We start from the raw sequence: 21,682 nt of genomic DNA, 5'->3' as shown, positions 1-21,682 counted from the left end.
ACGCCCGAACGCTTACGCACGACTAACCGCCTTCCGAACGTCGCTCCGGGGCCGGGGCGACGGTGTTGCCAAGTGGTTTAGACCATTGGGGACAGCGTGGCCCTGGCCACTCACCCTGTCAAGATCTGAGGGCGTCTCGAGTCCACCTTGCCGTACGAATTTTGGCGCGCAAGGTCTGACGTCATACCGAGTTTCCATCACACGGGGTCCGTCGGTCAGAAGAATGTCCGCACGAAGTCGATCACTGTTTCGCCGTCCGATTCGGTGACCGGAAGCAGGCTCCACTTGTCGAAAGTCGTGCAGGGATGGGATAAACCGAGTCCGACCCAGTCGCCGACGGCCAGGTCCGCGTCGCCCCGGAGGTAGGCGTGCTGGTCGTTGAGCGCGGTCACCGAAGATCCGACAAGTGGCCGGACACCGTCGGCGGTGCGCAGGTACTTTGGCTCGGGCAGTCCGAGGTCGTAGGGGACGTCGCGCTTGCCGACCGCGAGCAGGGCCAGTCCCGGCTCTGGCCTGGAGACGACCTGCGCCCACGCCCGCAGGGCCGACCGCAGTGGCGCGGCGGCGTGCAGGCGCGGGTGCGCGCCCAGCGGAGAGATCTCGCGGTAGAACCCGTCGTCGTGGGTCAGGTAGGTGCCGCACCGCAGGACCGGGAGCACCGGAACCGGCCACGGCCCGGTGAGGGCGTCGGCCACCTGGTCGAAGAACGCGCTGCCGCCCGCGGTGACGATGACCTGGTCGGTCTCGAACATCCCGGCCAGCGCGAACACGGTGTCCCGCAAGCGATCAAGGTAGGCAGCCACGGCCGCCAGACCCTCGCCGCTGGCGTCGGCCGACGCCGGGCCCTCGTACCCGCCGACCCCGACCAGGCGCAGCGCCGGGCTGGCCGCGATCGCCGCGGCGACGGTTCGGGCGGTGGCCAGGTCGCGCACGCCGGTGCGCCCGCCCGCCACCCCGACCTCGACCAGCACGTCCAGCGGTCGCGGGCCCGACCAGGCCGCGGTCATCAGCTCGACGCCGCGCACCGAGTCGACCCAGCAGGTGACCTCGAAGTCCGGGTCGGCCAGCTCGCGGGCCAGCCAGCGCAGGCCCGCCGGGTCGAGGAACTCGTTGGCGACCACGACCCGGCTGACCCCGAACGCCCGGTAGACCCGCAGCTGCCCGGCGGTGGCCGCGGTGATCGCCCACGCGCCGTGTTCCAGCTGGCGGGCGAAGAGTGCGGGCGCCATCGTGGTCTTGCCGTGCGGGGCCAGCAGCACCCCGCGTTCCGCGCACCAGCTCGCCATCGTCGTCAGGTTGTGTTCGATGGCGGGACCGTCGAGCACCACCATCGGACCGACGAATCCGTCGCCGAACAGGCTGGTCCGGCGGGCGGCGGCCGCGCGGGCGGTCAGCCCGAACAGGCTGTCTGGCACCGAGCGGAACCGCCAGTCCAGCGGCTCGTCGCCGAGCCGGGCGACCGCGGCGGTGTCGATGCGGGCGGGGGACAAGGTCACGATGGTCTCCGGTCTGGTCGCGGTTGGGTATCCCTGTGAACCGAACCAGGGCCCGTGCGTCCAGGATGGCGAGACACTCGGGAACGCGCGCGGTGCGTGGTCCGTTGACCCCACGGGGGCGGCGGCGGGTGCCGAACGGCCAGGTTGCGAAGGGGAATCCTCACGATGGTGTTCAAGAAGATGCTGCGGGCGCTGGGCGTCGGCGGTCCCACGGTCGACACCGTGCTGACCGACACCCGGGTCTACCCGGGCGGACTGCTCACCGGCGAGGTTCGGATGACCGGCGGTGAGCACGACTCCGACATCGACTACATCGCGCTGTCCCTGGTCACCAGGGTCGAGCGGGCCGACGAAGGCGTCCAGGTGGTGGAGTTCGACCGGGCCGTGGTGTCCGGTCGCTTCGTGCTGCCCGCCGGACAGGCCAGGTCCGTGCCGTTCCAGATCCCGGTGCCGTGGGAGGCGCCGATCACCGAGCTGTACGGCCAGCACCTGCACGGTATGGGCCTTGGCCTGCGCACGGAGCTGGCGGTGGCCAAGGCCGTCGACAAGGGCGACCTGGACCAGGTGAACATCGTCCCGCTGCCCTCGCAGGCCGCGGTGCTCGACGCGTTCGGCAGGCTCGGCTTCCGCTACAAGAACGCCGACCTCGAGGCGGGCCGCATCCACGGCGTGCCGCAGCGGCTGCCGTTCTTCCAGGAGATCGAGTTCTACCCGCCCCGTGAGCTCGCGGGCGGCATCACGCAGGTCGAGCTGACCTTCGTGGCCGAGCCGGGTGGGATGGCCGTGGTCCTGGAGGCCGACAAGCGGGCGGGCCTGTTCCGTTCCGGCGGCGACGTGTTCGGCCGCTTCCAGGTCAGCCATGAGGAGTCCGAGCGCACCGACTGGACCGCCCGGATCGGCGAGTGGCTGTCGCAGGTCTCCTCACGGCGCCCGGCCCAGGGCTTCCACGGCGGCGGCCACCACGGCGGCCACGGTGGTCACGGTGGCGGCGGCATGGGTCTTGTCGGTGGCATCGCCGCGGGTGTCGTGGGCGGCATGGTCATGGGCGAGGTCTTCGACGAGGTCGGCGACGCCTTCTTCGGCGACGAGGATTAGGCGCGTACGGTTGCCGCGTGCTGACGGTGACCGATGAGTTCATGGCGTTCTGGCAGGAGCGCCACTTGTGTACGTTGACGACGGTTCGGCCGACCGGCACCCCGCATGTGGTGCCGGTCGGCGCGACCCTCGACCTGGCCGCGGGCGTGGCCCGCGTGATCACCTCCGGCGGGTCGGCGAAGGTGCGCCACATCCGTTCCGCGGGCACGACTCCAGCTGCTTTGTGTCAAGTGGACGGACGTCGGTGGTCCACTGTGGAAGGTGTGGCCCGGATTCTCGATGATCCCGAGTCGGTCGCCGATGCCGTGCGCCGCTACACCGAGCGCTACAAGCCGCCCCGCCCGAATCCGGAGCGGGTCGTGATCGAGATCGCCATCACACGCGTGTTGGGGACCGTTCGTTAGCCCCAGACGATGTCGGACACCGTGCCGAGCGGCTCACGCACGCCCAGGGCCTCTGGCACCTGGCGGAACGAGTCGGCCGTGCGTACCGCGTCCGGGAAGCGCACGCTCGTCCGTTCCTCCAACTCCGCCACACCGACCTGGAACACCCGGAACTCGTCGAGTTCCAGTGATTCCAGCTGGTTGAGGTTCTGGGTGAGCAGGAACGCGCTCGCCTTGAGGGTGCCTGCCTCCACGAACGCGATGATCTTCCAGAACTCGCGCGGGATCCGCACACCGCGGAAGACGCGGTCGTCCGCGCCGAACACCGGGCCGCCGTAGATACTGACCCGCAGATTGTCGACGTCGACGTCCTCGAAGATGGCGTCCTCCAGCCGACCCCACAGCCCGCGGCGCATGCTCTGGTTGAAGTCATCCATCTGCGGGGTGATGTTGGTGAAGAAGAACGAGTCGCGGTTGGCTTGCCGCGCCTCGTCCAGCGACCCCCACAGCAGGTCCGCCCGCCGCGCCAGGTGGCCGCGGTCGAGCCGGTTGTCCCGGTAGAGCTCGTCGCCGGTCTGCGCCGTCGCGGGCAGGCGCGGGTCCTTGACGAACGGGACGCCGGTGCGGCTGATCTTCTTCAGGCCGCCGCCGTCGACGTTCCACGCCACCCAGTATGCGAACTTGCGCGACTGGCTCATGGTCAGCGAGAAGTGCGTGTAGTCGACCCTGGTCGTGCCGCCCACGGTGACCGCGTCCGCGGCGACGTCGGGGTCCAGGCCGGGCACGGCGAGGTCGACGCTGAGGAACCTGGAGTCGAACCCGCCGGTGGTCACCCCGGACTCCGGCTGGACCAGGGTGACTCCCAACTTCTCGAACACCGACCGGGGCAGGCAGGCCAGCGCGTGCTCGTCCGGGTCGCCGGTGCCCTCGCCCGCGAAGTGCAGGCCCGCGAGCACCTTGCCTGGCCTGCCGTTGGCCGCCTTGAACACCCACGCCGCGCCCGAATCGCCGCCCCGGCTGATCTCGCCGTCGGAAGGCTTGCGGGCGGGGTCGACGCCGATCTCGAAGCAGCCGATCTCCACCACGCCGCGGTCGCCGCCATAGTTGATCTTCGCGAGGGTGTCGACCCGGCGCACGATGCCGTGGGTCACCCCGGTCGTCCGGCCGCTCTTGACCACCTTGTCGCCCAGCTCGGGCTCACCCAGTTCTTCGGGGACGACGTCGAGTTCGAGGATCGACGGGTCGATCGCGCGCCCCTCGACCGCGGCGATGGCGCCGTCGCCCGCGACGCCGAGGTAGGAGCGCACCAGCGGGCCGAGGTGGTTGCGGTCGTTGCGGTTGTCGTCGTGGGTGCCCGGCTGCACGACCGTGTCGCCGAGGGCGCCGTCGTGGCCGTGCAGCACGTGCCAGTTGCTCAGCGCGCACGGCTTGCCGGTCTCCACGTCGTAGACGATCGCGCCGACGGTCCCGCAGGTGATCGACGGGTGACCGACGCTGACCCCGGGCCGGATCGGGTCGAGCCGGACCTTGCGGTCGTTGGCCGCGGCCTCGGCCACCACCCGGAAGTCCGGGCGGTAGGTGCGTTCGAGCACGTCGGTGGGCACCTCGACGCCGCCGACGGTGATCGACGGGGGCAGCGCGACCGTGTCCAGTGACTCCAGTGCCTCCAACTCGGCCTTGGCCGCCACGGTGAACTGGATCGACACCTCTTTGGTTTGCTTGCCGTCCCGGACCTTGTAGCCGACCCCGATCGAGGACACGTTCGGGTCCTTGAGGTAGTCCGACCCCTTGGTCCGGATGAACTCGCGCAGGGCGGCGAACAGCTCGTCGGTCGGCTCCAGCGGATCGGGCTTCTTGGCGGCCATGGGTGAGTCCTTCGACAGGCCGTGATCGGCGCACTGGTGGGTGAGGCGACGATCCACCCGTCCGTGGCTCTCGGCAAGGGTCCGTAGTCACTCCGTAGCCGACCGACCCCAACTGTTGCCCTTTCGGTCACCCGAGGGCCGCCGGAGCCGCCTCCGCACCACGTCGAGGTGCGGAGATGGTCATGGGGGTGTCACTTCCACGTTCGTGTGAGCCGCTACGATTCACAATCGCGTACCGCGTGTGAACGCTTGCTCTGTGTACTGTCGATCTCTGACTGAGCGTCGGTGTTCCCAGATCGAGTGTCACACCTTCGTGGGCGTCGCCAGGGCGGGCGGAACACACTTTGACCCTTGACTGTGGAGAGTCGTGAAGCGCAAGACCCGTAGGCAGGCCAAGGCGACCTCGATCCGGTCCCGCCTGACCGGTGTCGTCGCCGTCCCCGCGGTGATCCTGCTGGTGATGTGGGCGGTCTTCTCCACCTTCACCATCTTCGACGGCATCTACATCCGCGACACCGCGGCCGCCGTCAAGGGCGGCGCGATCCCGGCGGTCAACACGCTCTCGGCCCTGCAGCGCGAACGCCAGGCCACGATCGCGGCGCTCATCGCCGACAGGCCCGACCTGATCGGCCTCACCGAACAGCAGCAGACCACCGACCTGTCCCTGCGGGATTTCACCGCGGCACTGGAGGAGATGCCGGGCAGCGCGACCCCCGAGGTCGACGCCCGGCTCAAGCCGTTCGTCGAGGCGGTCACCGCGCTGCCCGACCGGCGCATCCAGGTCGGCGGCGGCAACGCGGACAAGGTCGAGATCTACCGCTACTACAACAGCCTCCTGGACGCCGGGTTCGCCCTGTTCGACACCCAGGCCCGCGAGCTGCCCGACGCGGACATGGTCGAGTCCACCCTGACCATGATCGAGGTCATCCGGGCGGGCGACCGGATGTCGCGGGCGTCCTCGCTCGCCGCGATCGCAATCGCCGCGGGCGGCTTCACGCCAGATCAGCACGTCGAGTTCGTCGGCCTGGTCGGCTCGTACCGCACGGCGCTGGCCACCCAGGTGGACCTGGGCACCGATCCGCTGAAGGGCGCCTTCCAGCGGCTGGCGGCCACCCAGGCCTGGGGCAGGCTGGTCGCCGACGAGAACCGGCTGATCGTCGCGGGCCCCAAGGCCGAGGACACGGGCAGCAGGCGAAGCCAGCCGCCCGCGCCCCCGGTCAGCGCCCAGGACTGGGAGTCGGTCTCGGGCACCGCGGCCGAGGAACTGATCAAACTGGCCACCCAGCAGGTCGCGGGCGCGGTCGACGTGGTGGTCGAGCGAGCCGACGCGCGGTTCCGGACCGGCCTGATCGGCAGTCTGGTCGCCCTGTTCCTGGTAGTCCTCGGCATGGTCGCCGCCAGCGTGTTCGCCCGCCGCCTGATCGACAAGGCGCTGGTCACCCGCTTGGAAGGGCTCAAGACCGACTCGCTGCGGCTGGCCCACGAGCGCCTTCCTGACATCGTCGACCGGCTGCGCCAGGGCGCCAGGGTCGACGTCGGCGCCGAGGTGCCCCCGCTGGACTACGGCACCGACGAGATCGGCCAGGTGGCCGACGCGTTCAACGCCGCGCAGTACACCGCCATCGCCGCGGCGGTGAAGGAGAGCCAGGCCCGCGAGGGTGTCAACCGGGTCTTCCTCGGCATCGCCCACCGCCACCAGGGCCTGGTGCACCGCCAGCTCAAGATCCTGGACAAGATCGAGCGTGAGGAGGAGAACCCCGAGCACCTCGACGCGCTGTTCCAGCTCGACCACCTCGCCACCCGCGCCCGCCGCAACGCCGAGAACCTGATCATCCTGGCGGGCGAGCAGCCCGGCAGGCAGTGGCGCAAGCCGGTGCGGCTGCTCGACATCCTGCGCGCCGCGGTCGCCGAGACCGAGCAGTACGTCCGGGTCCGGGTGCGCCAGGTGCCCGACGTGGCGCTGCACGGCGTCGCCGTGGCCGACACCATCCACCTCGTCGCCGAACTGGTCGACAACGCCGCGTCGTTCTCCCCGCCGCGCTCCCAGGTCGAGGTCTACACCAGCCTGGTGTCCGGCGGCGTGGTCGTGGAGATCGAGGACCACGGCCTCGGCATGACCGCCGAGGACCGCGAGGCCGCCAACCAGATGCTGGCCTACCCGCCCGAATTCGACGCGATGGCGCTGCGCGGCGAGTCCCGCCTCGGCCTGTTCGTCGTCGCCCGGCTCGCGGTGCGCCGTTCGATCCGGGTCGAGCTGCGTGAGTCGCCCTACGGCGGCACGGTCGCGCTGGTCTTCCTCCCCTCCGACATCGTCGTCGAGGCGGTGGAGGCCGACCATGGCGCGCCCAGCCCCCGACCGCGGCAGCAGACCCTGCGCACGCCGCGCAAGCCCGAGCCCGAGGTTCGCTACGAGCCGCCGGTCGGGCCCGCGTTCGACCGGATGTGGTCGGACGTGGCCGGGTCGGCCGAGGACACGCTGTGGCCGCAGGTCGACGCGGAGGAGGCCATGCCGCCGCAGCGGACCTACTCGGTGACGGAGCCGGTCTCGCGCAACGGCAGCCGGTCCGCGGAGCTGCCCAGACGCGAGCGAACCGACAACGGAGTTGGGGAACCGGCGAAGGTGGATGAAGCGCGACAGGGGGCGGGGCAGACCGCTCCGCCCCTGCCAAGACGCAAGCGACAACAGCACCTCGCGCCGCAGCTGCGGGAGGAACCGCCGTCGGAGGTGGAACTGCCCGACCGGGAACACTCCCCGGAACGGATCCGCTCCACCATGGCCGCGTTCCAGCGAGGCACTCAGGACGCACGCCGAGCCGACCCTCCGGTCGAGCCGTGATGAAAGCTATTACGGGGAAGGACAGCTCCACGTGAACGACAAGTTCGGACAGGACAACCAGCTCAACTGGCTATTGGACGACCTCGTGCGCAGGGTGGTCGGCATCCGGCACTCGGTCGTGCTCTCCGCCGACGGGTTGCTGCTAGGCCGCTCCGACGGCCTGTCCAAGGACGACTCGGAGCACCTGTCGGCCATGGCGTCGGCGTTCCAAAGCCTGGCCAGGGGGACCGGCAGGCAGTTCGGCGGCGGGCAGGTCCGGCAGACGATCGTCGAGATGGACCACGCGTTCCTGTTCGTCACCGCCGCGGGCCGCGGTGCCTGCCTCGCGGTGCTCGGCGAGGAGGACGCCGACGTCGGCATGATCGCCTACGAGATGAACATGCTGGTCAAGCGGGTCGGCGCGCATCTGGCGTCGGCGCCCCGAGTGGGTCAGCTTCCGGTGGCGGTGCCCGGCAGACGGCCTTCGTGATGCGATCGGACCAAGACTGGTGGTTCGACGACGCGGCGGGCCCGCTGGTCCGGCCCTACGCGATGACCAGGGGCCGCACGCGGCCAGGGGCGCCCAACCTCAACCTGGTGACCCAGATCCGCGCGTCCCAGTCGCGGTCGGACCCTTCGTCGCTCACCCCGGAGCACCGGGAGATCATCGACCTGTGCAAAGTCCCGCTCTCGGTCGCCGAGGTGGCCGCGTATCTGAACGTCCCGCTCGTCGTGGTCAAGGTCTTGATCAGCGATCTGATCGAGCGTGGCGACGTGGTGGCCGGGGCGCTGTTCCAGACCTCGGAGATCGCCGACACGAAACTTCTGCAGGCGGTGCTCGATGGCATTCGGAGGATCTGACCAGGTGAGTGACACGGGCGTGATCCCCACCTCGATCAAGATCGTGGTGGCTGGTGGGTTCGGCGTCGGGAAGACCACGATGGTCAACTCGGTCAGCGAGATCCCGCCGCTGCGGACCGAGGAGGTCCTGACCGAGGCCAGTGTCGGCATCGACGACATGGTGGGCATCGAGGGCAAGGAGACGACGACTGTCGCCTTGGACTTCGGCCGCATCACGATCAACCCGCGGGTGGTGCTCTACCTGTTCGGCACCCCCGGCCAGAACCGCTTCTGGTTCATGTGGGACGAGCTGGCCATGGGCGCGCTGGGCGCGATCGTGCTGGTCGACACCCGCAGGCTGGACTCCAGCTTTCCGTCGATCGACTTCTTCGAGCACCGCAACATCCCGTTCATCGTCGCGGTCAACGGCTTCGAGGGCACCTGGCCGCACACCGAGGCCGAGGTGCGCCAGGCGCTCGACCTCGACGACGGGGTGCCGATCGTCCGCTGCGACGTGCGGGAACGCGAGTCGAGCAAGGATGTGCTGGTGGAGCTGGTCCAGTACACGATGAACCAGCTCTCGGCTAGCGCCCGACTGTGAAGGTCTGAGCGGCGGTAGCCAGCAGATTGAGCAGCTCGACCAGCGGGGTCGAGGACAGCCGGTCCCGCCAGTGCTGAGCCTCGCCGCGCAGCTCGACGCCGTCGGCCGAGGTGGTCACCGACGTCAGGCGCAGGCCGCGCGGCAGATCCGGCAGCGGCACCTCGAATGGACGCAGCCGCGCGGGCATCGGCATCCGCCTGCCCGCGAGCCACAGGGCGGTCGGCCGCAGCTGGGCCACACCGTCGTCGACCTCGGGGACGACCTCGAGTTCGCCCGGCCACGGGTCGCGGGCCACGAACAGCCGCTCGCCGAAGCGGACGCGCAGGTCGGGGCGCACCTTGGCCAGCTCGGCGCGCAGCGCCTCGGTCGACAGTGACACCGCCAGCGTCACCGACTCGGCCATGATCGCCGTTGAGAACGGACCCGCGAGCCGCAGGTCCCGGGCGGTCACCAGGAGCCGGTCGAGGGTCAGCGCGGGCCAGGCGACGTCGTTGGCCTCGAAGCTGACCGCGTCGATGCGACCCTGAGCCAGGCGCAGCGTGTCGCCCGCGCAGTCCAGGTCGACCACCGTCAGCGGGATCTCCTGGCCGCCGGACTTGACGGTGACGCGCTTGCCGCGCAGGCGCTGCGCGGTCACCCGCACGGCTGTCTCGACCACCCCGGCGGGCGTGGTCGGCACGGAGGGCAGCAGCGAGCGTCCCGCCGAGAGCACCGCCTCCAGGCCGCGCATCGGCAGCCATCCGTCGAACGGCCCACTCACGCCTCAACTATGACCGACCCCGCCGGTGAACCGCGCGCTGGGTCCGCCCACCTGGGTGAACCAGGATGTAAGCCTGCTGCCCGGGGGTCAGACGTTGTTCGGCGCGCTGACGGTGATGGTGCGGGAGATGCTCTTGAAGCCCTTCGGCCACACCGTGTACTTGTGCGTGGTGCTGCCCGCGGTGGCTGAGCAGGGGAAGGACAGCTCCAGCTGTCCTGAGGCGGCGTAGTCCGAGCCGTAGGCGCCGTAGGTGCCCGGGTTGTCCACCGCGATGGCGGCCCCGTCGGCCCCGGTCACCTTCCACTTGATGATGACCGGCGTCCCCGGCTTGCTGAACGGGGCGTCCGGGGTGCCGTTGATCGGGCAGGACGGCCGCTGCACGACCTCAAGACTTACTACGGCCGCGCCCGCGGGCGTGGTTATGGGCGTCGAGTGGTGGGTCGGGCGCGTCGTGGTCTTGGTCGGCGCCTTGGTGGTGGTGGTCGCGCCCGCGCCGCCAGGGCCGGAGCCGCTGTTGCCCGGCGGGTTGGCGGTGGTCGCCGTGACGGTCTCGGTGATCGTGGTCGGGGTGAGTGGCGCGATCGTGTCCCCCTGCGCGCCGCTGCTCTGCAGGCTGGTGCAGCCCGTGGACGCCGCTCCGATGGCCAGGCCGAGCACCAAGCCGCCGAGTATCCGCGATGCTCTGCGGTTCATGCCGTTCATGTTCCATCCCCACTGTTCGCCCGACTGGTCGTGAACAAACAGACGTGCGGAGTGACGGCAGGTTGCCGAGGGCTACCAGGGGGCGGGTGCGTAATCCTTGAGGAAGCAGCCGTAGATGTCCTCGCCGAGTTCGCCGCGCACGATCGGATCGTAGACCCGCGCGGCCCCGTCCACGAGGTCGAGCGGGGCGTGGAAACCCTCGTCGGCCAACCGCATCTTGGTCGGGTGCGGGCGCTCGTCGGTGATCCAGCCGGTGTCGACGGCGGTCATCAGGATGCCGTCGGTCAGCATCTCCTGCGCGCTGGTGCGGGTGAGCATGTTCAGCGCGGCCTTGGCCATGTTGGTGTGCGGGTGCCCGGGTCCTTTGTAGGCACGGCTGAACTGACCCTCCATAGCGGACACGTTTACCACGTACTTGCGCCGCGCGGCCGCCGCGGCCATCGCCGGGCGCAGCCTGCTGATGAGGATGAACGGTGCGGTCTGGTTACACAGCTGCACTTCCAGCAGCTCCATCGCGTCGACCTCGTCGACCTTCTGCGTCCAGCTGTTTACCGGGTGCAGATCGGGCACCAGGCCGCCCGCGTCGATCGCGGTGTTGTCGGCGATGCGCTCGGGGGACGCCGAGCCCGCGGTGAGCGCCAGCGCGGTGACCGGATGCAGGTCGGAGGTGTGCGCGACGGCGCCCGCGAGCGCGGCCGGGTGGGCGTCGCCGGTGCGGCCCATGGTGAGCATCTCGGGCAGCGGGCCCGCGGGCAGGGGAGCGGACTCGGCTTCGACCAGCACCGAGTACGAGCCCGCCGACCGGCGCACGGTCTGCGCGGCGTTGTTGATGATGATGTCGAGCGGACCCTGCGCGGCGACCGTGTCGGCCAGGGCGACGACCTGGGCCGGGTCCCGCAGGTCGACGCCGACGATGCGCAGCCGGTGCAGCCAGTCGGCGCTGTCGGGCATCGCGGCGAACCGGCGCGCGGCGTCGTTGGGGAAGCGGGTGGTGATGGTGGTGTGCGCCCCGTCGCGCAGCAGGCGCAGGGCGATGTACATGCCGATCTTGGCCCGGCCGCCGGTGAGCAGGGCCCGCCTGCCGGTGAGGTCGGTCCGCGCGTCGCGGCGGTCGCGGTTCTTCAACGCGCACGGCGGGCAGAGCTGGTGGTAGAACGCGTCGACCACGTGGAAGCGCTGCTTGCAGGTGTAGCAGGCCCGGGAGCGCAGCAGCGTGCCCGCGCTGGCGCCGACGGTGTTGGACACCAGGGGGATGCCCTGGGTCTCGTCGTCGATGCGGTCGGGGGAGCCGGTGGCGGTGGCGTGGGTGACGGCCCGGTCGGCGTCGGTCACCGCGGCCCGCTTGGCGGCCTTGCGGCGCCTGCGGACCGACTTGTAGACGCCCGCCGTCGCCCGGCGGACGGCCACGGCGTCGGGGTGCTCGGGGGGCAGTTCGTTGACCTCGGCGATGACGGCGAGGCAGGCCTGGAGGCGGTCGGGGTCGATGCCGGGGCCGTGGTCCGCGGGCTCGTCGTCCACGGGGGAGAGGCTGTCCGCGGACGCTTCGCGCCGGGTGGCGGCGGCGTCCTCGGCGGCTTCACGCTCGGTGTCGGTGAGGCCGTCACCCGGTAGGTCGTGGGCTGAGATCCCCTCGACCGGGTTGTCCTGAATCGCCGTCATCCGTCCGCTCCTGCCTCGCTGGTTTCGTCACCCACTGTAGAAGCCGCCCCGCCCGCCAGTGCCCGCGCCCCGCTCCTTGCCCCCCATACTCCATTTTTCCAACTATGCCTCTTCCGCATTCCACTATCAAGATATCCGATAGAGCTGGCCCGGGGAGGCGGAGTGCGGTTGAAGGGGATGGGTGGTCAGCCCGAGACGGGACGCGAGAGACCAAAGAGGCCTGGACGGGCCAGGTCAAAGATGCGCGGACGGGCCAGGCCAAAGACGCGTGGAAGGGAGCGACCTAATGACGTCTGGACGGGCCGGGGAACGAGCAGCGCCCGCCGTGTGGGGACACGGCGGGCGCTGCTCGATCGGGGTGCTCAGTCCTGCAGCTCCGCGAGGGCGGCCTTCACCTTCGACAGTTCCGCTTCCAGCTCCGCCATCCGGGCGCGGTGGGCTTCGCGGGCGGTGTCGATGACGACCTCGATGGCCTTCGAGATGTCCTCGTGCAGTTCGGCGGCGGCGCGCGAGACGGCGGCGGCCGGGATGGCCAGGCCCTGCACGACGCGCTTGCCGCCCTGTGACAGCTCGGCCTGCCAGTCGCCTTCCGCGGTGCCGGTGACGGTGAGGGTCAGCTCCACCGTGCGGGTCTTCTTGGCCGTGCTCGGCGCGCGCGTGGCGCGAGCCTTCTTCGGGGCGGGCTCGGCGGTCTCGGGGACCGCCGCCTCCGCCTGCTCCGCGGACTCGGTGGCCGCTGCGGTCTCGGGCTCTGCGGGCACAGCTTCGGTCTCCGTGGACACCATCGACTCCCTATCCGTCGCCAGGTCGATCGGGGAGATTAGAACATCCGTTCGGTGCCTCGTGATCGCCGGGGGTCACGCCACTAGGAACTTGTCCAGGTCGTCGGCCAGGTCGGTGAACACCGCGGTGTTCAGCTCGAAGGCCAGCCGTGACTCGGCGATCACGGCGGCGCGCTGTTCGGCCGTCCACGGCGCGGTGTCGAGCAGGCGGCGGTAGCGGTCGCGGAAGACCGGCGCGGGGCCCAAGTCGTCGAAATCGTAGAAATGGGCGCCCGCGCCGGTGATGCCGTGCTGGGTGCGCAGCCGGGCCCGGATGACCTGGCCGCCCGCGATGTCGCCGAGGTAGCGGGTGTAGTGGTGGGCGACGAAGCCGACCGAGGTGTGCCCGACCTCGGCGACCCTGGCCCGATAGGCCTCGGTGGCCGCGGTGGGCTGGATCCGGGTCTGCCAGTCCGGGCCGAGCAGGGCGGCCAGGTCGGCGGTCAGCGCGGGCACGCGGTGCAGCGTGTCGACCACGAACGGGCCCGCGACCGGGTCGCGGCGCATCGCCGCCGCGGCCGACTCGATCGCCGCGTAGATGAAGTAGTGCTGCGCGGCGAGCGCGGTGTACCCGGCCCGGCTGAGGTCGCCGGCGATGAGCGCCACGATGTACGGCGACTCCTGGGCCCGGTCGTGGCCTTCTCGCGTCGCCTGCCGCAGGACCTGCGAGAACGGGATCTCCTCGGACATCGACGGCCACCTTTCGCTGTGCCTACTTAGGCGAGGCTAACTCGACTCACCGGTATGCGCTCGAACCACACCCGTACGGATCAATCCGGGGCATGGTGGCGAGAATGGTCCTGGCCTGGGCGCGGCTGAGATTCCAGGTCATCGGGGTGTCCTCGTCGGTCCCGTCGAAGTCGCGCAGCGCGCAGGCCCGCAGCGGCTCGGGCAGTTCGGCCAGCGCCGGGACCACGTCCTCGGAGAGCATTGACAGGTAGACGGTGTCGATGTCGCCGGTCTCGGCGTAGCGGGCGACGTTGCGGTCGGCGATGAACCGCTCTGGGTCGAGAGCGGCCAGGCCGATGAGCATGGCGACCGCGGTGCCCACGACCGCCTGGGGCACCCAGGCCCCGCGCAGCCGCACCCCGGCCACCAGGACCAGCACGTAGATGATCCCGAGCCAGATCTCGCACACGCCGACGAGCAGGCGCAGCACGGTGAAGCCGTAGGTCTGCTGGTAGGTCCACAGCCGCCCCATGGCCGACACCACGATCACCAGCGTCAGCACGGCCAGCGCGCCGAGCAGGGCCCGCAGCCAGAGCCGGTCGGCCGCGGTGTCGGTCGGGGCGACCCTGGCGGCGACGGCGAGGACGACCAGGGTGAGCAGAGTGACGGCCAGCAGCTGCCAGAAGCCGGAGCGGGCGTACTGGGCGTAGGTGAGGTCGGCGGTGGTCAGCACGTACTCGCTGCCGCCGAACAGCACCGCGAGCTGGACGCCGACGAACGCGGTGAACAGCGCGACCACCACGCCGACCGGCAGCGCCCACTCGGCCAGGCTGACCCGCTTGCGGGCGGATGCGGGCATCTCGTCGACTGTGGCGGGGTTGGCGAGCACGAAGACCGCGCCGAGCACGGCGAACGTGGCCGCGGTGAACAGGAAGATCCACTCGGTGACCCGGTCCCCGTCCAGGTCGGGGAGCAGGCCGCCGAGCAGGTTGCCGAAGCCCTCGTCGGCGCCCGCCAGCAGCGACCCGAACAGTGCGAACAGGGCGACCGCGATCAGTACCGACCGCCCGATGCGCGGCGAGTCGGACCCGCGGCGCAGCGTGCGCAGCCCGGACGCGGCCCACGGCAGCGCCCGGAACGCCGCGATCCCGACCGCGACCACACCGAAGGCGAGCGCGCGCACCGATCGGCCGCCGGTCACCGCCAGCGAAGCCGCGCCGCAGGCCGTCATCACGCACAGGACGAACAGCCACTCCGACGCCCTGACGCCGCCGACGGCCATCAGGGCCAGCCCGGCCACGAGCCAGCCGACCCGCAGCCGCCCCGGCGTCTGTCCCGCGACCACGACCAGCGCCACCGCGATGGCGACGGCCGCGGCGAACCACCCGATCCCGGGCTTGTCCAGCGGGACCGTGGACGCGGCGGCGACAGCCGCGCCACCCGTCGCCAGCAGCGCGACACGTGGGGCCCGTGGTGATCTCGCGGGCCAGTAGGTGTCGAAGAAAGTGGGTTTGAGGGGAATGGTGAGCACCGGCATCGGACTCATGGGTGGTACCGGAATGCTCGTTTCGAGGACTCCGGTGGCGGTCGGCTCGGCGGGTGGCGTGTCGACCTGAGTGGTTGTGTCGTCCGACTGGGGTGTTTCGGGCATGGCTGTCTCCAGATTCTGGGCAGGGTTGATCGCGGGACGACCCGGTCCCGGTGCGGTGTGGGGTGGTCAGGCGGGCAGCGTGATGCGGATGCGACAGCCCGTGCGGGATGGCGGCGCCGGGTCGACCACGGCGATGGTCCCGCCGTGCAGTTCCACCACCCAGCGGGCGATGGCCAGGCCGAGTCCGGTGCCGCCGCCGGTGGCCCGTTCGCCGCGGGTGAAGCGGCGGAAGACCAGGTCGCGCTCGGCGGGGTCGATGCCGGGGCCCTGGTCGCGGACCTCCAGCGTCAGCCCGCGCGAGGTGGCCGCGGCGATCACCCGGACCTCACCGCCCGCGGGCCCGTGTCGCACGGCGTTGTCGAGCAAGTTGACCAGGACCTGGTGCAGGCGCTCCCGGTCGGCCGAGACGGTCGCGGCCGCGGGGGCGACCGAGGTGGCGAATCGGACCGCCCGGCCCGCCGCGACCGCGTTGACCTCGGCCTCGGCGACCACCTCGGCCAGCAGCGGCGCGATCTCGACGCTTTCCCTGGCCAGCGTGTGGGCGCCCGCGTCGATGCGAGACAGGTCGAGCAGTTCGGCGACGAGCCTGCCCAGCCGCTCGGCCTGGGCCAGGGCGGTGCGCATGGTCCCAGGGTCGGCCGCGCTGACCCCGTCGACGACGTTCTCCAGGACCGCCTGCAGGGCCGCGATCGGGGTGCGCAGTTCGTGGGAGACGTTGGCGATCAGCTCGCGGCGCTGCCGGTCGGCGGCCTCCAGGTCGGCGCTCATCTGGTTGAACGCGCGGCCGAGTTCGCCGACCTCGTCGCGGGCGGTGACCCGGACCCGGCGGGAGTAGTCGCCATGGGCCATCGCGCGGGCCGCGGCGGTCATCTCCCGCAGCGGGCGGGTCATGCCGTGGGCGAGGATCTGGGAGGTGACCAGGGCGCCGGTGATCGCGGTGATCGAGGTGACGGTGGGCAGCCAGCCGATCATGTACCAGAAGTAGGCCAGCGCGGTGGCGCCGGACGCGATCAGCAGGATGCCGAGTTTGACCTTGATCGACCGCACCGGGTCCAGCGGCCGGGGGAGCAGTTCGAGCAGCGCCGCCCCGCGTTCGCGCAGGCTCACTTGGGCACCTCCAGCGCGTAGCCGACGCCGTGCACGGTGCGGATCAGGTCGGCGCCGAGCTTGCGGCGCAGCGCTTTGACGTGGCTGTCGACGGTCCGCGTCCCGGCCGCGTCGCCCCAGCCCCAGATCTCGGCCAGCAGCCGCTCGCGCGGGTGCACCGCGCGCGGGCGGGCGGCCAGGTGGGCGATCAGGTCGAACTCGATCGGGGTGAGGTGCGCCTCGACGCCCGCCCGTCGCACCCGGCGCTCCACCGGGTCGACCTCCAGGTCGCCGACGACGATCGCGGCGGCCTCTGGCTCGACCTGGCCCGCCCGGTCGATCCGCCGGAGCAGCGCGTGCACCCTCGCGGCGAGCTCGCGGATCGAGAACGGCTTGGTCATGTAGTCGTCGGCGCCCACCGCCAGCCCGACGAGCAGGTCGGTCTCGTCGTCGCGGGCGGTGAGCATGAGGATCGGCACCGGGCGCTCGGCCTGGATCCGACGGCACACCTCCAAGCCGTCGAACCCGGGCAGCATGATGTCGAGCACCACCAGATCCGGCTTCGTCCGCGCCGCGATGGCCACCCCCTGCGGGCCATCGTGGGCGAGGTCGACGTCGAACCCCTCGGCCCGCAATCGGGCCGCCACGGACTCGGCGATGGTCAGCTCGTCCTCGACCACCAGCACCCGGCGCCTGTTCCCCATGGCCAAGACTCTAAGCACTGCCTGTGGGCGGCGGGGGCGGGCGATGTGAACGTTCTGTGGAGGCGGCGGATCATTCGGTCGGGGCGGCCGGGTTGGGCACGTCCGCCTTGGCCAGAGTGAGGGCAATCGGATAACCGGGTGAAACCCGCTCGCGCCATTGCCTAGGCTGGTGCCTCGATGACCGCCGCCGTTTCCGTCGCCGACCTGCGCGACCGTATGTCTGAGCTCATGCTGCGCGACCAGCGCAGACTTCGGCGTCGGCTCGACAGCCTGCGCGGGGTCCGTGACCAGGGCAAACGCGGGGCCACGCTGGCCAAGATCGCCGCCGAGGTGGACACGGCGGTGCGGCGGGTCGAGCTGCGGCGGGCCTCGGTGCCCAAGCTGAAGTACCCCGAGGAACTGCCGATCAGCCAGCGGCGGGCCGACATCCTCGAAGCGATCCGCGACAACCAGGTCGTGATCGTGGCGGGGGAGACCGGGTCGGGCAAGACCACCCAGCTGCCCAAGATCTGCCTCGAACTCGGCCGCGGGATCACCGGCATGGTCGGCCACACCCAGCCGCGCAGGCTCGCCGCGCGGACGGTGGCCGAGCGGGTCGCCGAGGAGGTCGGGACGCCGCTGGGGGAGACGGTCGGCTGGAAGGTCCGGTTCACCGACCAGGTGGGCGAGCGCACGCTGGTCAAGGTGATGACCGACGGCATCCTGCTCGCCGAGATCCAGAACGACCGGATGCTCACCCAGTACGACACGCTGATCATCGACGAGGCGCACGAACGCAGCCTCAACATCGACTTCCTGCTCGGCTATCTCTCCCGGCTGCTGCCCAACCGCCCGGATCTCAAGGTCATCATCACCTCGGCGACCATCGACCCGGAACGCTTCTCCCGGCACTTCGACGACGCCCCGATCATCGAGGTCTCCGGCCGCACCTATCCCGTGGAGGTGCGCTATCGCCCGTTGGTCGACCCGGAGGACCCCGACGCCGACCCGGACCGCGACCAGACCCAAGGCGTCCTCGACGCCGTCGACGAGCTGTGTGCCGAGGGGCCGGGCGACATCCTGGTGTTCCTCTCCGGCGAGCGGGAGATCCGCGACACCGCCGACGCGCTGACCGCGCGCAACCTCAGGAACACCGAGATCCTGCCCCTGTACGCGCGCTTGTCGAGCGCCGAGCAGCACCGCGTGTTCCAGAAGCACTCCATGCGCCGGGTCGTGCTTTCGACCAACGTCGCCGAGACGTCGCTGACCGTTCCTGGCATCAAGTACGTCATCGACCCCGGCACCGCGCGCATCTCCCGCTACAGCAACCGCCTCAAGGTGCAGCGGCTGCCGATCGAGCCGGTGTCGCAGGCCTCGGCCAACCAGCGCAAGGGCCGCTGCGGCCGAACCAGCGACGGCATCTGCGTCCGGCTCTACAGCGAGGACGACTTCCTCGCCCGGCCGGAGTTCACCGATCCGGAGATCCTGCGGACGAACCTGGCGTCGGTCATCCTGCAGATGGCCGCTGCCGACCTCGGCGACATGGCCGACTTCCCGTTCATCGAGCCGCCGGACAAGCGCCACATCGCCGACGGCGTCAACCTGCTGCACGAACTCGGCGCGCTCGACCCGACCGAGGCCGACACCGCCAAGCGGCTGACACCGCTGGGCCGCAAGCTCGCCCAGTTGCCCGTCGACCCCCGGCTGGCCCGCATGGTCATCGAGGCGGACAAGGGCGGCTGTGTCAGCGAGGTCATGGTCATCGCCGCCGCGCTGTCCATTCAGGACCCGCGGGAGCGGCCGCAGGACAAACAGCAGGCGGCGCAACAGATGCACGCCCGCTTCGCCGACCCGGACTCCGACTTTCTGACCTTCCTCGCGCTGTGGGACCACCTGCGTGAGCAGCAGAGGGAGATATCGGGCAACCGGTTCCGCAGGCAGTGCAAGGCGGAGTTCCTGAACTATCTGCGGGTGCGCGAGTGGCAGGACATCCACAGCCAGCTGCGGCAGGTGGTGCGCCAGCTCGGCATCACGCCCAACGACACCAAGGCTGACCCGCGCAACGTCCACGTCGCGCTGCTGGCAGGTCTGCTGTCGCACATCGGGTTCCGCGACCCGGCGGCGAAGGAGCCCGGCCGGGAGTTCGTCGGCGCCCGCAACGCCAAGTTCGCGATCTTCCCCGGCTCGGCGCTGGCGAAGAAGCCGCCGCGGTGGGTGATGGCCGCGGAGCTGGTCGAGACCTCGCGGCTGTGGGGCCGCATCGCCGCCCGGATCGAGCCGGAGTGGGTCGAGCCGCTGGCCGAGCACCTGCTCAAGCGCACCTACAGCGAGCCGCACTGGGAGGCCAAGCAGGGCTCGGTGGTGGCCACCGAGCGCGTCACCCTCTACGGCCTGCCGATCGTGGTGTCGCGCAAGGTGCAGTACGGCCGGATCGACCCGGAGATGTCGCGCGACCTGTTCATCCGCAACGCTTTGGTCGAGGGCGACTGGCAGACCAGGCACCATTTCTTCCACGACAACCGCAAGCTGCTCGCCGAGGTCGAGGAACTGGAGCACCGGGCCCGCAGGCGCGACATCCTGGTCGACGAGGAGACGCTGTTCCAGTTCTACGACCAGCGGATCCCGGCCGAGGTGGTGTCCGGGCGGCACTTCGACACGTGGTGGAAGAAGACCCGGCACGAGCAGCCGGACCTGCTGTCGTACTCGAAGTCCATGCTGGTCAACGAGACCGCCAAGAACATCACCGAGCAGGACTTCCCCGACCGGCTCCAACAGCAGGGCCTGTCGCTGCCGCTGACCTACCGGTTCGAGCCCGGCCGCAGCGACGACGGCGTCACCGCCAAGGTGCCGATCGCGGTGCTCAACCAGCTCAGCGGCGACGGGTTCGCGCTGCAGGTGCCGGGGCTGCGGGAGGAGATCGTCACCGCGCTGATCCGGTCGCTGCCCAAGCCGCTGCGGCGCAACTTCGTGCCCGTCCCGGATGTCGCGAGGGCCGTGGTGGCCCGGTTGAAGGACGACGAGGAGTCTCTGCCCGACGCCATCGGCCGCGAACTGCGACACCTGACCGGCGTGACCATCCCGCGCGACGCCTGGCAGCTCGACGCCGTCCCCGCGCACCTGCGCACCACGTTCCAGGTCGTCGACGGCGACAAGACGCTGGCCACCGGAAAGGACCTGACCGCGCTCAAGGACCAGCTCAAGTCCCGGCTGCGCGCGTCCCTCGCCGCCGCTTCGGTCGACCTGGAACGCCGCGGCCTGACCGCGTGGACGATCGGCACGCTGCCGAAGGTCCAGCGCACCGAGCAGAACGGCCTCGTCGTGACCGCCTACCCGGCGTTGATCGACGAGGGCGACACGGTCGCGGTCCGGATGCTCGACACCGCCACCGACCAGCGCCACGCGATGTGGCTGGGGACCCGGCGGCTGGTACTGCTTGGAGTGCCGTCGCCGGTCAAGCAGGTCGTTCGGACACTGTCCAACCAGGCGAAACTCGCCCTGTCGCACAACCCGCACGGCGGCGTCCCGGCCCTGTTGGCCGACTGTGTCGACTGCGCGGCCGATCACTTGATCGCGCAGGCGGGCGGCCCAGCCTGGGATGAGGCCGGGTTCACCCGCCTGCGCGAGGCGGTCCGCTTGGGTTTGGTGGAAACGACGATGGACGTACTTGACGCGGTGCGCAAGGTGGTCGTCGCGTGGAACGACGTGCAGACACGACTGGCGCGGACGTCAGGACCGATCTTCGTTGAGGCTTTGTCCGATATTCGAGAGCAGATGGCTGGGCTGATCCATGCCGGCTTCATCACGTTGACAGGAATGAGTCGTCTGTCCGATGTAGAGCGCTATTTGCGTGGGATCGAGCGCAGGCTGGACAAGCTTCCGGAACGGCCTGACCGGGATACGACGTGGATGCACATCGTGCAGGATCTAGAGGACTCCTACCACGAGACGCTGAACCTGTTGCGCCCCGCTGCCCGTGACTCCGAAGAGGCGCGAGCGGTCGGGTGGATGATCGAGGAACTCCGGGTGAGCTACTTCGCCCAGACCTTGGGCAGCCCGGTCCCGATCTCGGACAAGCGGATCATGAAGGCGATCCAGGCATTGAACCCGTAGACCGCTCGTCCGGCGGGGTCAGCAGCATCGTGATGTGCTGCATCCCGGCCGCCAACATGGCGAATCCTCCCCGGGTCTCCCGCTCGAAGCCGACCATCTCGTTCTTGAAGCCGAAGAACTCGGCTTGAAGCCTGTCGATTTTCTGACCTTGTTCCAATTGGGTCTCCCGTAGGGCGTTGAGGACCTTCGTGTGGGCCCGCAGATGTTCGTGCACCTCTCCCACCTCTCTGCTGGCGGCGCTTGCCAAGGCGCGGGCGACGGCCGCGTCGGCGTGGGCGTCTTCGGCGATCTCTCGGGTACTGGCGGCCTCGCGCTCCAAGGCGGTTACGCGGGGTTCGAGTGGTTCATGTGTCACGGCTCCGATCGTACGACCTCAGGGCCGTTCACGGATGAGCGACCGCCGATCACTCTTGCGTGACAACGCGCGTCCTGGGAATCTTACTATT

Annotated in this window: 18 protein-coding genes; 7 read left to right on the top strand and 11 right to left on the bottom strand. The window is 70.3% G+C overall.

The features are described from left to right. Positions 1–215 precede the first annotated feature (215 nt). Complete coding sequence (locus BN1701_RS11400) at positions 216–1,490, bottom strand: amino acid deaminase (protein ID WP_054055785.1); 1,275 nt, start codon at positions 1,488–1,490, stop codon at positions 216–218. A gap of 171 nt (positions 1,491–1,661) precedes the next feature. On the opposite strand from BN1701_RS11400, the gene BN1701_RS11395 reads away from it, so the two are divergent. Together BN1701_RS11395 and BN1701_RS11390 are read left to right on the top strand one after the other, a co-directional pair. Continuing rightward, a complete protein-coding gene (locus BN1701_RS11395; RefSeq protein WP_054048140.1) occupies positions 1,662–2,591 on the top strand; it encodes a sporulation protein in 930 nt (309 codons plus the stop codon). Between the two features lie 41 nt (positions 2,592–2,632). Continuing rightward, on the top strand, positions 2,633–2,995 hold the full coding sequence (locus tag BN1701_RS11390) for a PPOX class F420-dependent oxidoreductase (protein WP_054055784.1): 363 nt from the start codon (positions 2,633–2,635) through the stop codon (positions 2,993–2,995). Here the strand turns inward: BN1701_RS11390 and BN1701_RS11385 are convergent. Beyond that, positions 2,992–4,839: a DNA/RNA non-specific endonuclease gene (locus tag BN1701_RS11385; RefSeq protein WP_054048138.1), complete on the bottom strand. Its 1,848-nt coding sequence runs from the start codon at positions 4,837–4,839 to the stop codon at positions 2,992–2,994. The genes BN1701_RS11390 and BN1701_RS11385 overlap by 4 nt on opposite strands. Before the next feature lie 367 nt (positions 4,840–5,206). Here BN1701_RS11385 and BN1701_RS11380 point away from each other — a divergent pair, with 367 nt between their 5' ends. The 4 genes from BN1701_RS11380 to BN1701_RS11365 are packed head-to-tail and all read left to right on the top strand — an operon-like array spanning position 5,207 to position 9,095. Further along, entirely contained in the window at positions 5,207–7,675 is a 2,469-nt protein-coding gene (locus BN1701_RS11380) for a nitrate- and nitrite sensing domain-containing protein (RefSeq protein ID WP_054048136.1), read from the top strand. Positions 7,676–7,706: 31 nt separating this feature from the next. After that, positions 7,707–8,144, top strand: a complete 438-nt coding sequence (locus BN1701_RS11375; protein ID WP_054048134.1) for a roadblock/LC7 domain-containing protein — start codon at positions 7,707–7,709, stop codon at positions 8,142–8,144. Continuing rightward, the gene (locus BN1701_RS11370) at positions 8,144–8,515 is read left to right on the top strand and encodes a DUF742 domain-containing protein (protein ID WP_054048132.1); all 372 of its coding nucleotides are present in this window, start codon (positions 8,144–8,146) and stop codon (positions 8,513–8,515) included. The genes BN1701_RS11375 and BN1701_RS11370 overlap by 1 nt, the downstream gene beginning before the upstream one ends. Further along, positions 8,496–9,095, top strand: a complete 600-nt coding sequence (locus BN1701_RS11365; protein WP_054048130.1) for an ATP/GTP-binding protein — start codon at positions 8,496–8,498, stop codon at positions 9,093–9,095. Before BN1701_RS11370 ends, BN1701_RS11365 begins: the two co-directional genes overlap by 20 nt. On the opposite strand, the gene BN1701_RS11360 is transcribed toward BN1701_RS11365, so the two are convergent. From BN1701_RS11360 to BN1701_RS11325, 8 genes are all read right to left on the bottom strand, one after another. Beyond that, a complete protein-coding gene (locus BN1701_RS11360; protein WP_054048128.1) occupies positions 9,079–9,855 on the bottom strand; it encodes a DUF2993 domain-containing protein in 777 nt (258 codons plus the stop codon). The genes BN1701_RS11365 and BN1701_RS11360 overlap by 17 nt on opposite strands. An 87-nt stretch (positions 9,856–9,942) precedes the next feature. Continuing rightward, positions 9,943–10,548, bottom strand: a complete 606-nt coding sequence (locus BN1701_RS11355; protein ID WP_157367919.1) for a hypothetical protein — start codon at positions 10,546–10,548, stop codon at positions 9,943–9,945. Between the two features lie 81 nt (positions 10,549–10,629). Continuing rightward, positions 10,630–12,216, bottom strand: a complete 1,587-nt coding sequence (locus BN1701_RS11350) for an SDR family NAD(P)-dependent oxidoreductase (protein WP_082859784.1) — start codon at positions 12,214–12,216, stop codon at positions 10,630–10,632. A 362-nt stretch (positions 12,217–12,578) separates the two neighbouring features. After that, positions 12,579–13,001 (bottom strand): DUF6319 family protein, encoded by a 423-nt coding sequence (locus tag BN1701_RS11345; protein ID WP_054048124.1) that lies wholly within the window; start codon positions 12,999–13,001, stop codon positions 12,579–12,581. Positions 13,002–13,073: 72 nt separating this feature from the next. Next, positions 13,074–13,727: a heme oxygenase (biliverdin-producing) gene (locus BN1701_RS11340; protein ID WP_054048122.1), complete on the bottom strand. Its 654-nt coding sequence runs from the start codon at positions 13,725–13,727 to the stop codon at positions 13,074–13,076. A 46-nt stretch (positions 13,728–13,773) separates the two neighbouring features. Continuing rightward, complete coding sequence (locus tag BN1701_RS11335; protein WP_067521165.1) at positions 13,774–15,252, bottom strand: DUF4153 domain-containing protein; 1,479 nt, start codon at positions 15,250–15,252, stop codon at positions 13,774–13,776. Between the two features lie 171 nt (positions 15,253–15,423). Further along, on the bottom strand, positions 15,424–16,464 hold the full coding sequence (locus tag BN1701_RS11330) for an ATP-binding protein (RefSeq protein WP_054048117.1): 1,041 nt from the start codon (positions 16,462–16,464) through the stop codon (positions 15,424–15,426). Then, entirely contained in the window at positions 16,461–17,147 is a 687-nt protein-coding gene (locus BN1701_RS11325; protein WP_157367918.1) for a response regulator transcription factor, read from the bottom strand. Before BN1701_RS11325 ends, BN1701_RS11330 begins: the two co-directional genes overlap by 4 nt. 177 nt (positions 17,148–17,324) lie before the next feature. Here BN1701_RS11325 and hrpA point away from each other — a divergent pair, with 177 nt between their 5' ends. Beyond that, a complete protein-coding gene (gene hrpA, locus BN1701_RS11320) occupies positions 17,325–21,236 on the top strand; it encodes an ATP-dependent RNA helicase HrpA (protein WP_054048113.1) in 3,912 nt (1,303 codons plus the stop codon). On the opposite strand, the gene BN1701_RS11315 is transcribed toward hrpA, so the two are convergent. Further along, the gene (locus tag BN1701_RS11315; protein WP_082859783.1) at positions 21,205–21,591 is read right to left on the bottom strand and encodes a hypothetical protein; all 387 of its coding nucleotides are present in this window, start codon (positions 21,589–21,591) and stop codon (positions 21,205–21,207) included. The two genes, hrpA and BN1701_RS11315, sit on opposite strands and share 32 nt — an antisense overlap. Positions 21,592–21,682: the final 91 nt, after the last annotated feature.

Origin of the sequence: Alloactinosynnema sp. L-07 (assembly GCF_900070365.1) — a bacterium.
Classification (GTDB): domain Bacteria; phylum Actinomycetota; class Actinomycetes; order Mycobacteriales; family Pseudonocardiaceae; genus Actinokineospora.
Note: the sequence above shows the minus strand (reverse complement) of the source record. Positions and strands in the feature narration are given on the sequence as shown.

What these genes read in the sequence shown, in the direction of transcription:
- BN1701_RS11355 (WP_157367919.1), bottom strand. Translation starts at nt 10,548, where the DNA reads ATGAACCGCAGAGCATCGCGGATACTCGGCGGCTTGGTGCTCGGCCTG.
- BN1701_RS11390 (WP_054055784.1), top strand. Translation starts at nt 2,633, where the DNA reads ATGGCGTTCTGGCAGGAGCGCCACTTGTGTACGTTGACGACGGTTCGG.
- BN1701_RS11385 (WP_054048138.1), bottom strand. Translation starts at nt 4,839, where the DNA reads ATGGCCGCCAAGAAGCCCGATCCGCTGGAGCCGACCGACGAGCTGTTC.
- hrpA (WP_054048113.1), top strand. Translation starts at nt 17,325, where the DNA reads ATGACCGCCGCCGTTTCCGTCGCCGACCTGCGCGACCGTATGTCTGAG.
- BN1701_RS11325 (WP_157367918.1), bottom strand. Translation starts at nt 17,147, where the DNA reads ATGGGGAACAGGCGCCGGGTGCTGGTGGTCGAGGACGAGCTGACCATC.
- BN1701_RS11340 (WP_054048122.1), bottom strand. Translation starts at nt 13,727, where the DNA reads ATGTCCGAGGAGATCCCGTTCTCGCAGGTCCTGCGGCAGGCGACGCGA.
- BN1701_RS11370 (WP_054048132.1), top strand. Translation starts at nt 8,144, where the DNA reads ATGCGATCGGACCAAGACTGGTGGTTCGACGACGCGGCGGGCCCGCTG.
- BN1701_RS11395 (WP_054048140.1), top strand. Translation starts at nt 1,662, where the DNA reads ATGGTGTTCAAGAAGATGCTGCGGGCGCTGGGCGTCGGCGGTCCCACG.
- BN1701_RS11335 (WP_067521165.1), bottom strand. Translation starts at nt 15,252, where the DNA reads ATGAGTCCGATGCCGGTGCTCACCATTCCCCTCAAACCCACTTTCTTC.
- BN1701_RS11365 (WP_054048130.1), top strand. Translation starts at nt 8,496, where the DNA reads ATGGCATTCGGAGGATCTGACCAGGTGAGTGACACGGGCGTGATCCCC.
- BN1701_RS11350 (WP_082859784.1), bottom strand. Translation starts at nt 12,216, where the DNA reads ATGACGGCGATTCAGGACAACCCGGTCGAGGGGATCTCAGCCCACGAC.
- BN1701_RS11345 (WP_054048124.1), bottom strand. Translation starts at nt 13,001, where the DNA reads ATGGTGTCCACGGAGACCGAAGCTGTGCCCGCAGAGCCCGAGACCGCA.